This is a genomic window from Streptomyces sp. SPB074 (genome assembly GCF_000154905.1).
Lineage (GTDB): Bacteria > Actinomycetota > Actinomycetes > Streptomycetales > Streptomycetaceae > Streptomyces.
In genome coordinates this window covers 2,723,477-2,734,527 of sequence record NZ_GG770539.1, presented here as the reverse complement: position 1 = coordinate 2,734,527, position 11,051 = coordinate 2,723,477, and the positions used below count along the sequence as shown (strand labels likewise).

General features: G+C 73.9%; 13 protein-coding genes. 11 read left to right on the top strand and 2 right to left on the bottom strand.

Annotated elements, in window-relative coordinates; genetic code table 11:
• On the bottom strand, positions 1-199 hold a 199-nt coding region (locus SSBG_RS11205; RefSeq protein WP_037869480.1), incomplete at its 3' end, for a WXG100 family type VII secretion target.
• A gap of 409 nt (positions 200-608) precedes the next feature.
• Here SSBG_RS11205 and SSBG_RS11200 point away from each other — a divergent pair.
• The 11 genes from SSBG_RS11200 to SSBG_RS11150 all read left to right on the top strand — a co-directional run bounded on the left by SSBG_RS11200 (position 609) and on the right by SSBG_RS11150 (position 10,214).
• The gene (locus SSBG_RS11200; protein ID WP_008746263.1) at positions 609-1,334 is read left to right on the top strand and encodes a hypothetical protein; all 726 of its coding nucleotides are present in this window, start codon (positions 609-611) and stop codon (positions 1,332-1,334) included.
• A 25-nt stretch (positions 1,335-1,359) separates the two neighbouring features.
• Positions 1,360-2,307, top strand: a complete 948-nt coding sequence (locus tag SSBG_RS11195) for a hypothetical protein (RefSeq protein ID WP_008746262.1) — start codon at positions 1,360-1,362, stop codon at positions 2,305-2,307.
• Positions 2,304-3,605, top strand: a complete 1,302-nt coding sequence (locus tag SSBG_RS11190) for a CpaF family protein (protein WP_008746261.1) — start codon at positions 2,304-2,306, stop codon at positions 3,603-3,605. Before SSBG_RS11195 ends, SSBG_RS11190 begins: the two co-directional genes overlap by 4 nt.
• Positions 3,602-4,657 (top strand): type II secretion system F family protein, encoded by a 1,056-nt coding sequence (locus tag SSBG_RS11185; protein WP_037869478.1) that lies wholly within the window; start codon positions 3,602-3,604, stop codon positions 4,655-4,657. Before SSBG_RS11190 ends, SSBG_RS11185 begins: the two co-directional genes overlap by 4 nt.
• Positions 4,654-5,592, top strand: a complete 939-nt coding sequence (locus tag SSBG_RS11180) for a type II secretion system F family protein (RefSeq protein ID WP_008746259.1) — start codon at positions 4,654-4,656, stop codon at positions 5,590-5,592. The genes SSBG_RS11185 and SSBG_RS11180 overlap by 4 nt, the downstream gene beginning before the upstream one ends.
• A gap of 97 nt (positions 5,593-5,689) precedes the next feature.
• A complete protein-coding gene (locus SSBG_RS11175) occupies positions 5,690-5,974 on the top strand; it encodes a hypothetical protein (protein WP_007823446.1) in 285 nt (94 codons plus the stop codon).
• Positions 5,975-6,023: 49 nt separating this feature from the next.
• Positions 6,024-6,566 (top strand): TadE family protein, encoded by a 543-nt coding sequence (locus SSBG_RS11170; protein ID WP_008746258.1) that lies wholly within the window; start codon positions 6,024-6,026, stop codon positions 6,564-6,566.
• A gap of 38 nt (positions 6,567-6,604) precedes the next feature.
• Entirely contained in the window at positions 6,605-7,015 is a 411-nt protein-coding gene (locus tag SSBG_RS11165; RefSeq protein WP_037871337.1) for a TadE family protein, read from the top strand.
• A 2-nt stretch (positions 7,016-7,017) separates the two neighbouring features.
• Positions 7,018-7,479, top strand: coding sequence for a TadE/TadG family type IV pilus assembly protein (locus SSBG_RS11160; protein ID WP_008746256.1), 462 nt, complete (start codon positions 7,018-7,020; stop codon positions 7,477-7,479).
• A gap of 134 nt (positions 7,480-7,613) precedes the next feature.
• Positions 7,614-8,096, top strand: a complete 483-nt coding sequence (locus tag SSBG_RS33165; protein WP_008746255.1) for a DUF3515 family protein — start codon at positions 7,614-7,616, stop codon at positions 8,094-8,096.
• A 297-nt stretch (positions 8,097-8,393) separates the two neighbouring features.
• The gene (locus SSBG_RS11150) at positions 8,394-10,214 is read left to right on the top strand and encodes a CocE/NonD family hydrolase (RefSeq protein ID WP_037869475.1); all 1,821 of its coding nucleotides are present in this window, start codon (positions 8,394-8,396) and stop codon (positions 10,212-10,214) included.
• A gap of 112 nt (positions 10,215-10,326) precedes the next feature.
• Here the strand turns inward: SSBG_RS11150 and SSBG_RS11145 are convergent.
• The coding region (locus tag SSBG_RS11145; protein WP_324603501.1) for a L,D-transpeptidase family protein at positions 10,327-11,051 on the bottom strand (725 nt) is incomplete at its 5' end.

Genomic DNA, 11,051 nt, shown 5'->3' with positions numbered 1-11,051 from the left:
CCTTGATGCCGCGCCTGAACTCCTTGAAGGACTCCTCGAAGGCCACGCTGCCGCGGCGGGTGGCGTAGCCGTCACGGACCAGTTGCTCGATGTAGCGCTCCAGGGCGTCGAGGTCCTCGTCGATCGTCGTCCGGGCGTCGCCGAGGCGGCCGGCGGCGCGGCGCATCTCGGCGTAGGTGAGTTCGGCGTCCTTGGCCATGGGGGACCTTTCGTCGGTGGTGGGGAGCGTAGGACGAGGTGGGGCGGGTGCCCGTGGGGGTGACGGGGGTGCCGCGACGAGAGGGCTCACTCCTTCGGGGGCGGGAAGCGGAAGAAGTGAATCCGGTTGGGCGGGCGTGGAGATCGGGTGAACGGGCGTCGCTACGCGGTCTGTTACGGACGTGTTCGGGTCGATTTCGGTCAAGTGGGCGCGCTCGGACGAGCCTTGAGCGGCCTCCGTGCCGCTGGTACGGTGCGGGGGCTTGACATGGCCCGTGGGAGACGGACCGGCGGGGGAGACGGCACGCGGCAACGCGAGGCGTGCGCGCCGGAGTCGGGGCCGCGAGTCACGGAACGTACCGGAACCGGCGCAGTGCCCGGTCGTCGGCGGGGATACGGGGAGCACACGCGTGAAGGTCCAGGAGAGGGCGTCGGGCCGTGCGCCCGCGCAGCAACCCGCCGCGGGCGAACGGCTGCCCAGCCCGCCCCGGGAACGCAAACCCGCCCTCGCCGCGCTCGCCGTCCTCCTGATCCTCGCGGGCGCCCTCGCCGCGACGCTCCTGGTCATGAACGCCGGGGATCGCGTCTCCGTCGTACGGACCACGAAGGACGTCCCGGCGGGCGGCACGCTGTCCCGGGAGAACACCACGGACGTCCTCGTGGCCGAGGACGAGTCCATCCACTACCTGCGCTGGGACCAGATCGACCTGGCGAAGAGCAAGTACAAGCTGCGCTCCGCCCTTCCGCAGGGCTCGCTCGTCGTGGGCGAGATGCTGATCGGCAAGGACAAGTCGGTGGTGGACCAGGGCAAGGCGCTCGTCGGGCTCGCCCTCAAGGAGGGCCAGTACCCGGGCGGGCTCAAGCCCGGCGACACCGTCGCGGTGTACCACGTCGGCAAGGACGCGGGCGCGCCCGCCGCCGGGGAGTCCGGCTCCTCGGGCGGGGACCGCACGCTGCTGAGCGCCGCCGCCGACGTGAAGGACGCGGACGGCAGTTCCAAGGGCGGCGAGGCCCTGTCCACCGGGGACCGCACCCTCACCGTCTCCGTCCCGGCGGGCGAGGCGCAGGCCCTCGCCCAGGCGTCCTCCGTGGGCGAGGTCGCCGTCGTTCTCGTGCCCGGCCGCTCCCGCGACTGAGCCGCTTCACCAGGAGGTACGGGACATGGCGCTCATCGCACTCGCGGCGGACAAGGGCTCGCCCGGGGTCACCACGGCGGCCGTCGCGCTCGCCGCGGTCTGGCCGCGCCGCGTGCTGCTCGCCGAGACCGACCCCGCCGGGGGCGACCTCGTCTACCGCAGCGCCGCCGCGCACGGCGGGCAGCTCGACCCGAACCTCGGCCTGTTGTCGATCGCCGCGACCGCCCGCCGCGGTCTCGCCCCCGACCAGCTCTGGGACCACGCCCAGTCCCTCGCCGGGGGGCTCGACGTCCTCGTCGGGCTCGGCGGGGCCGAGCAGGCCGCCGGGCTCAGCGGTACGTGGCCGCTCCTCGGCCGTGCCTTCGCCCAGCTCCAGGACTCGCCGCACGCCCCCGCCGACGTCATCGCGGACTGCGGGCGCGTCAGTGGCGACAGCCCCGTGCTCGACCTGCTCCCGCACGCGGCGCTCGTCCTGCTCCTCGCCCGCACCACGCCCGAGTCCCTGGCCCGCGTCCGCGACCGCGCGAGCCACCTGGCCCGCCGGCTGCACGGGGAACGGCGCGGCGCCGTCCAGCTCGGCACCCCCCTCATCGGCGTCGTCCTCGTGGCGGAGCACGGCGGCGCGGCCAAGCTCGTCCATCAGGTGGACGAGATGCTGCACGCCACGCAGTCGGGCGCGCGCGTCGTCGGCACGCTCGCCGAGGACGAGTCCGGGGCGGAACAACTCGCCGGGCGCCGCCGGGGCCGCCTCGACAAATCGCTCCTCGTACGGTCCGCGCGGAAGGTCGCGGCGGACCTCCAGCAGCGGTACGGGACCCTCTGGGCCACCGCGCCCACGCCCGGCCAGGCCCCGGGCGCCCCCGGCCCCGCCGCCTCCGTAGGACCGCGGGCCGCCGCGCAGCCCCAGCCCCTGCCCGGCAACCAGCCCCTCCCCGGCGCCCCCGGCGCCTCCGCGCCCGGAGCCCCCCGGTGAGCGGGGTCGATCATCAGCTCGTCAAGCGGTTCCGGCAGGAGGCCGGGGACCGGATCGCCGAGCAGCGGCGCCGGGACCAGGCCGACGGTGTCGCCGCGATGTCCGGCGAGGACGAGCGGCAGTACGCGCGTGCCGTCATCGCGCAGATACTGGAGGACCACGCCCGCGGGGAGATCAACGCGGGCCGTACCCCCTTCGACGCCGAGACCGAGGAGGGCTACGCCTCCGCCGTGCACGCGGCGCTCTTCGGCGTCGGGCGGCTCCAGCCGCTCCTGGACGATCCCGAGGTCGAGAACATCGACATCAACGGGCACGACCAGGTCTTCATCGGCTACGCGGACGGCCACGAGGTCCTGGGCGAGCCCGTCGCGGAGAACGACGAGGAACTGATCGAGCTGATCCAGGTCCTCGGCGCCTACTCCGGGCTCTCCTCGCGCCCCTTCGACTCCGCGAACCCGCAGCTCGACCTGCGCCTCCCCGACGGCTCCAGGCTCTCCGCCGTCATGGACGTCACGCGCCGCCCCGCGCTCTCCATCCGCCGCGCCCGGATGGGCAAGGTGTTCATGTCCGACCTCGTCGGCAACGGCACCCTCACGCCGGAGATCGGCCACTTCCTGGCCTGTGCCGTGCGCGCCCGCAAGAACATCATGATCGCCGGGGCCACCAACGCGGGGAAGACGACGCTGCTGCGCGCGCTCGCCAACGAGATACCCCCGCCCGAACGCCTCGTCACCGTCGAGCGCGCCCTCGAACTCGGCCTCGACGCCTTCCCCGAACTCCACCCGAACGTCGTCGCGTTCGAGGAACGGCTGCCCAACTCCGAGGGCCAGGGCGCCATCACGATGGCGGAGCTGGTCCGCCGCTCGCTGCGCATGAACCCCTCGCGCGTCATCGTCGGCGAGGTGCTGGGCGACGAGATCGTCACGATGCTCAACGCGATGTCCCAGGGCAACGACGGCTCCCTCTCCACGATCCACGCCAACAGCTCCGCCGAGGTCTTCAACCGCGTGTCCACGTACGCGCTCCAGGCCGCCGAGCACCTGCCCGTCGAGGCGAGCCAGATGCTCGTCGCGGGCGCCATCAACTTCGTCGTCTTCATCGAGCGCCGCAACACCTACCACCTCGGCGGCGGCCTCCAGCGCCTCGTCACCTCCATCCGCGAGGTCAACGGTGTCGACGGCCGCGTCCTGTCCAGCGAGATCTTCACCGAGGCCCCGGACGGCCGCGTCGTCCCGCACGCGCCCGTCTCCTGCCTCGACGACCTCGTCGCACAGGGATACCGGGGGGCTTGGGGATGAACCACGACCACACGGGGAGCGGCCACGGCGTGCTCGCCTCCGGACACCGACTCGCCTCGTCGCTCGACGGGTTCGGTGACTTCGGCGGACTGCTCTCGCCGAGCGTCCTCGGCGCGCTCGGGGCCGGGCTGCTCGCGGGCGGCGGCTGCGCGCTGCTCGTCGTGGCGCTGTACGGGCTGCCCGCCAAGCCCGCCGGGACGGACGGCCCCGGCGGTAGGAGGCGCGGCGCCGAACTCGCGCGCCTCCTCAGCCGCCGCGCCTCGGCCGCCGTGCTCGTCGGCGTGCTCGTGCTCGTCGCGACCGGCTGGGTCATCGCGGGCGTCGGCGCCGGCATCCTCGTCCTCACCTGGGACCGCCTCTTCGGTGGCGCCCGCGAGGAGCGCACCCAGATGCGCCGCGTCGAAGCCCTCGCCACCTGGACCGAGTCGCTGCGCGACACCATCGCGGGCGCCGTCGGCCTCGAACAGGCCATCCCCGCCTCCGCGCGCGCCGCCGCGCCCGCCCTGCGCCCCCACCTCGAAGCGCTGGTCGACCGGCTCCGCGCCCGCACCCCGCTCCCCGACGCGCTCCAGCTCCTCGCCGACGAGATCGACGACGCCTCCGCCGACATCATCGTGGCCGCGCTCATCCTCAACGCCCGGCTGCGCGGCCCGGGGCTGCGCCAGGTGCTCGGCGCGCTCGCGAAGTCGGCGCGCGAAGAGGTGGACATGCGCCAGCGCGTCATGGCGCAGCGCGCCTCGACCCGGCGCAGCGTGCAGATCGTCGTGGCCGTCTCCGTGCTCTTCGTCCTCGGACTGGCCGTCTTCAACAAGGACTTCGTCTCGCCGTACAACTCGCCGGTCGGGCAGGTCGTGCTCGCGGGGGTCTGCGGGCTCTTCGCGCTCGGCTTCTGGTGGCTGCGCAAGCTCTCCACCATCGAGACGCCCGAACGCTTCCTCGTCCGGGACACCCGGACCCAGGCCCCGCGCCCCGACCTGGGCGCGCCACGCGGCGCGGGCGGCAGGACGGTGCCGCGCCAGGGCGGCGAGCACGAGGGGACGGTACGCCGGTGAACGGCCAGTGGATCGGCCCGGTCATCGCGGGCGCCGTCGTCGGGCTCGGCCTCTACGTACTCGTCCGGGCCCTGCTGCCCGGGGCGCGCAGCCCGCTCCAGACCGTGGCCCGCGTGGACGCGCTGCGGGCCAGGGGCGCGTACGAACCGCCGGTGCACCGGGGCGGCGAGCACGAGGAGGACGACGGCAGGTTCGCCTCCGCGCGCGCCTCGCTCGGTGTCCGCCTCGCGGCCTTCTACCGGCAGCAGGGCTGGGAACTGCGCTCCCTGCGCGCCGATCTGGCGGTGCTCGACCGGAGCTGGGAGAGGTTCCTCGCGACGAAGGTGCTGCTGGGCGTCGCCGGGCTCGTCTTCGGGCCGGCCGTCTTCGCGATCGTCGTCGTGCTCGGCCTCGGGCGCAGCCCGCTCGTCCCGGTGTGGCTCGCGCTCGCGTGCGGTGTCCTCTTCTTCTTCCTGCCGGACCTGGAGATCCGCAGGGACGCGCAGGACAAGCGCCGTGACCTGCGGCGCGTCATCGGCGCCTACCTCGACCTCGTCGCGATGAGCCTCGCGGGCGGGCGCGGACTGCCCGAGGCGCTGCTCGCCGCCGCCGAGGTCAGCGACGGCTGGGCCTCGCGCCGCATCCGCGACGCCCTCCACGACGCGCGCATCACCGGGCACACGCAGTGGTACGCGCTCGGCCGCCTCGGCGAGGAACTCGGCATCGAGGAACTCAAGGAACTCTCCTCGTCGCTGGCGCTCGTCGCGGACGACGGCGCGAAGGTACGGGAATCCCTCGCCTCGCGCGCCGAGACGATGCGGCACCGCGAACTCGCCGAGATCGAGGGCAGCGCGGGCGAGAAGTCGCAGTCCATGCTCATCGCCCAGCTCCTGCTCTGCGCGGGCTTCCTGGTCTTCCTGATCTTCCCCGCCGCGATGCGGGTGTTCCAGATGTGAGCGCCGCCGCGCGCGTACGGCGCCGCGCGCGGCCCGCACCGGGCGTGCGCCCACCGGACCGACCGACCGCAGTACCCACCGGAGAGGACCCGGACCCATGAACGAACACGACGCACCCACCGAGAACTTCTACACGCGGCGCCTCGTCGGCTCCGCGCACCCCGCCGTCGCCTTCCTGGCGGCCTTCCTCCAGACCCGCTACCGCCGCGCCACCTCCGGCGAACTCGACCGGGGCGCCTCGGCGGTGGAGTGGGTCATCATCTCCGCCGTCGTCGTCGCGATCGTCGGCGTCGTCGCGGCGATCCTCAACGCGGCGCTCAAGGGCGGCGCGGACAAGGTCGGCAAGTGCATCGAAGGGGCGAGCGCCGACAAGACCTGCTGAACGGAGGGGAGGGAGAGGAACCGGGCGGACGAGCGAGGGGCGGACGGACGTGGGGCGGGGGCGCGCAGTGCCGCGGAGGTGCCGGGGGGACGCCTCCGGCCCCGGCACGCCCGCGAAGGGCCGCCGCGCGCCCGCGAGGGACGGCCGGGAGCCCGCGAGGGACGGCCGGACGCCCGCCGAGGGCTCCCGGTGGCGTGGCGGGGACTCCGGCATGACCGCCATCGAGTTCGTCGTCCTCACCCCGGTGCTCTTCTTCATGATCTTCGCGACGGTGCAGTTCGCGCTGTACTTCTTCGCCGATCACGTCGCGCAGGCGGCGGCGCAGGCCGGGGCGCGCAAGGCGCGGGCCACAGCCGACGCGAACCCGGGCGGCTGGCGCGGCGCGGCCCGCGAGGTCACGGACTCGTACATCGACCAGCTCGGGCCCACCCTCGTCCTCGGGCCCGACGTGAAGCTCGTCCAGCCCCGCGCGCACACGGTCGGCGTGGAGATCACCGCGCGCGTGCCCTCCGTCTTCCCCGGGCTGAACCTCCACGTGCACGCGCAGTCGGTGGGGCCCGTGGAGCGCTTCGTGCGGGAGGGGGACGAGTGAACCGCGAGGAGCGGGGGCCGGCCCGCGCGGGGGAGCGGGTGAGCGGTCGCGTGCGCGAGGACCGGGGCATCTCGACCGTCGAGGTGGTGATCCTCGCCCCCGTGATGATCCTGTTCATTCTCGTGCTCGTCGCGATGGGGCAACTCGTGGACGGGCGCGGGGCGGTGGACGGCGCGGCGCGGGACGCGGCGCGTTCGGGCTCGCTCCAGTGGGAGGCAGGGACGGCGATGGCGGAGGCACGGCGCGCGGCGGAGGCGGACCTGAGCGACGTGTGCGCGGGGCCCGTCGAGGTGCGCAAGACGAGCGCGGGCTTCGCGGACGCCGACTTCTTCTCGGTGGAGGTGAGTTGCCAGGTGCGGGGACTCGCGATGCTGGGGCTGGACGTGCCGAAGACGCTGACCGGCAAGGCGACGTCGCCGCTGGACCCGTACAAGCGGAAGGCGGGGTGACCGTGCGGCTCGCTTCGCTCAAGTCCCTTGTCGGGCAGAGGCGTTCCCTGGCGGACGATCGCGGCTCCGGCGCGGGCGCGGTGATCCTCTTCGCTCTCGTCTTCCTCTCGCTCGCCGCCTTCGTCGTGGACGGCGGCCTGTCGATCTCGCAGCGCGAGCGCGCCGCCGATCTCGCCGAGCAGGCGGCGCGGTACGCGGCGCAGGACATCGACCGCGAGGCGCTGTACGGGAACGAGGGCGAGGCGCCGATCAACGAGGGCAACTGCCCCGCCCGCGTGGCCGCGTTCGCGGCGGAGAGCGGCATGTCGGGGGCGGACGCGGCGGCCTCGGGGTGCGTGGAGGCGGACGCGGACCACGTGGAGGTGCGCATCCAGCTCACGTACCGGCCTGTCTTCACGGGCATCTTCTACGGCGGCTCGATCCACGTCTCGGGCACGGCGGTCGCGGAGAACAAGGTCGGCTGAGGCGAGGGGCCGCCCCGGGTGGGGTGGGGCGACGATGCCGGTGGTGCGCGGAGGAGAGACCGGGGGCCGAGGGCGCGTTCGGGTGCGTCCTGGTGCTCGTGGGATTCCCGAACGGCCCTGGCTACCCTGACCGCGTGAGACGAGTCCTGACGCCGCTGGCCGGCCTCCTCCTGTGCGCCTGCGCCGCGACGTCGGCCCTCGCCGGTGCCCGCCAGGCCACGGCGACCCCCGCCCCGGGTGGCCGGTCCGCCGCCTGCGCGGGGCTCGTGGCCCAGGCCCCCGCCTCCCTCCTGGGCCGGCCCCGCGACGCCCCGCCGCGCGCGGGAGCGGTGTCGTGGGGCTCGGGACGGGCGGAACTGAGGTGCGGAGTGGAGGAACTGAGCCCGACAGCGGACCCGTGCATCGAGGTGGACGGTGTCGACTGGGTCCTCGACGAGCATCTCCTGAACACGGACTCGACGGCCCGCCTCACGACGTACGGTCGCCGACCCGCCAGCGAGTTCACGTACCACGGGCCGCGCGAGGAGGTGGCGGGCTACCTCGTCTCCCTGCGGGACGCGGTACGGGCGGCGCCCCGGACGGAGCACAAGTGCGTGAGCCTCAGCGAGGTGGGTTGAGCCGGCCCCCGACCGCTCCCCGTCTCACGCCGCCCGCCCGCCCGCCCGGCCGCGTCCGCCGGCAGGGCGTGTCGCGCGTCCCGTCGCTGGGCGATGGCTCATGCCGCCAGTCCGGGCATAGCGGGATTCGTCCGCCGGAATTGCGGCCCTCATCCTTAACTCCGTTGTCACAACGCCCTCTTGAGGCTCCGGCGTACCGCTTCTAGGCTGCTTGATCGTCGGTCGCGTGTTCGACGCGCGGCCGGTGCCGCACCTGCACCACCCCCCCCGCGCTCCACGCCCCAGAGGGAGTTGCACGTGATCAGACGTCCCGCGGTCGCCCTGGCCGCCGCCTCCGCCGTTGTCGCAGGACTCGCCCTCGCCGGGCCCGCCGTCGCCTCGCCCGCACACCACGCCTCCCCGCGCGGCGGCACCACCCACGCCGAGAACGACCGCGTCCCCGCCGGTTCCGCCTGGACGCAGGAGTACTTCCCCTCCTCCGACCGCTCGGGCACCCAGCTCCACGCCGACGTCCTCCTTCCCGAAGGGCTCAGGAAGGGGCAGAAGGTACCCGTCATCCTCTCCGTGGGCCCCTACTTCGGGCACTCCGGGCAGACCGACGACGAGGGCTTCACGCACACCGGGCCCTCCGCCCGCTTCAACGACTTCATCGAGGGCAGCGACCTCTTCAAGCAGGGGTACGCCTTCGTCATGGTCGACCTGCGCGGCTTCGGCGGCTCCACGGGCTGCCTCGACTGGGGTGGTCCGGGCGAACAGGCCGACGTCAAGGCCGCCATTGACTGGGCGGGCAAGCAGTCCTGGTCCACCGGCAAGGTCGGCATGTACGGGAAGTCCTACGACGCCGTGACCGGGCTCATCGGCAACGACCTCGACCAGAAGCCCCTCAAGGCCGTCGTCGCGCAGGAACCGGTGTGGGACCTGTACCAGTACATCTACTCCAACGGCGTCCCCCGGCCCAACGTGACCGGTACCGCGAACGCCTACAACTCCATCGCCACGCTGCCCCAGCCGGCCGACGACGACCCGCACTACCTCGCCAACGCCACGTACGAGCAGCAGCACCCCGAGTGCCTCACGCGGAACGCCGACGGGTACAAGATCGCCGACCAGAAGTCCGCGCACTGGAAGGCGCGCGACCTCGCCGCCAAGGCCAAGGGCAGTGACACCCCCCTCTTCGTCACCCAGGGCTTCGTCGAGAACAACACCAAGCCCGAGGAGATGCAGGAGTACCTGGACAACCATCACGGCCCCGAGCGCGGCTGGCTCGGGCAGTGGGACCACGTACGCGGCGGCGACCGCGTGAGCGACGGGCGCCTCGCGATGGGGCGCGAGGGCTGGTACGCGGAGACGCTCTCCTTCTACGACCAGTACCTCAAGGGCAAGCGTCCCCAGGTGAGTTACCCCGCCTTCGCGATCGAGGACTCGACCGGCGCGTGGCGCGCCGAGCGCGGCTGGCCCACCGCGTCCCGTACCACCACCGTGCGGCTCGGCGACGGGGCGTACGTGGACGACGGCGGCGCCTCGGCGCGGAACACGCTCTCGCTGAGCCCCCAAGGGGGCGGCACGCCGGGTGACTTCGACATGGAGCACGCTCCCGCGCTCGACCCCGTCGCGCCGCAGGGGCTCGCGAAGGGTCTCGCCAGGATTCAGGAGGCCGGGGCCGTCACGTCGAGCTGGTTCACGTGGTCGCGCCCGCTCGCGCGGGACACCCGGATCACCGGGACGCCGAACATCTCCTTCAAGGCGAAGGGCTCGGGCAACGTGATGCTCAAGCTCTACGACGTCGGCCCGGACGGCAAGGCCGCCATGTTCGACGAGCAGGTGTCCCTCGTGAAGAGCGGGCGCGTGTCCGTCGACCTGAAGGCGACGGACTGGACCCTTGAGCCCGGGCACGTGCTCGGGGTTGAGGTCGGTTCGATCCAGAGCGGGTCGTGGCGGGACACGCCCAGCGGCGAGACGATCGCCGTGGACGACGCGCGGCTCGCACTCGCGCTCGACGACCCGGCCCGCGACGTCGCCACGGCGGGCGCGCGCTCGCCGTTCCTGGACACGTATCTGCGGCAGTACACGGTGACGCTGGCGGCGGGGGAGGGAAGCTTCACGCTGCCGCGAGCCTGAGCGAAGGCGCACGAAGCACCGTACGGGCCCGCCTCCCCTGTCACCGGGGGAGGCGGGCCCTTCTTCCGGCGGGCCCGCTATCCACGGGCCCCTTCCCGGCGGCGGCCCTTTCTCAGCGCGCCAGCCGCTCCCCGTCCCCCATCGCGATCACCGGGTGCCACTCCGGGCGCAGTTCCCTCAGCAGCGCCACCAGGTCCGCACGGGCCAGGCTCACGCAGCCGTGGGTCGGGCCCCCGTGGTCGACGTGGACCCAGATACCGCCGCCCCGCTCCTCGCCCAGGGGGCGGGCGCGGTCCAGCGGGGAGACGCCCGCGACGCGGTTGTAGTCGATCGCCAGGACGTGATCGAAGGCGGTGTCGAGGGACTCGCCGGCGAAGCCCGTGCCGCCCTCGGCGAACTCGTCGGACCTGTCGTAGGGCAGGCGCGTGCCCGGGTTCGGGAGCAGGCCGCCCGCGTCGCCGATGCGGTAGACCCCGGCGGGGGAGCGCAGGTCGCCCGAGCGGTGGTCGTCCGTCCAGCCGCGCAACGCGTTCCGCGTCGGGCGCGCGCTGCCCGGCACCCAGTCCCCGGCCCCGGTACGGGTGTACAGGCGGGCCGTCCCCCGGTTCGCGTCCGGGCCCGCGCCCTTCACCACGAGGACCTGCCGCGCGTCCACCGGGACCCGCGCCAGGGTCTTCGGCCCGAGCCCGGCCGCACGGAGCACGGCACGACCCGCGCCCTCCCCGGCGGCGGAGGACCCCGCGGGGGAGGCGGCGCCGAGGGCCGCCGCTAAGGAGGCGGCCGGCGACACGGTGCGCGCCGCGCCTGCGGCGCCCCGTACCCCCTGCGGCCCCGCCG

Bases quoted from the DNA above. Each gene is read 5' to 3' on its own strand.
- SSBG_RS11175 (WP_007823446.1), top strand. From the start codon at position 5,690: ATGAACGAACACGACGCACCCACCGAGAACTTCTACACGCGGCGCCTC.
- SSBG_RS11195 (WP_008746262.1), top strand. From the start codon at position 1,360: ATGGCGCTCATCGCACTCGCGGCGGACAAGGGCTCGCCCGGGGTCACC.
- SSBG_RS11185 (WP_037869478.1), top strand. From the start codon at position 3,602: ATGAACCACGACCACACGGGGAGCGGCCACGGCGTGCTCGCCTCCGGA.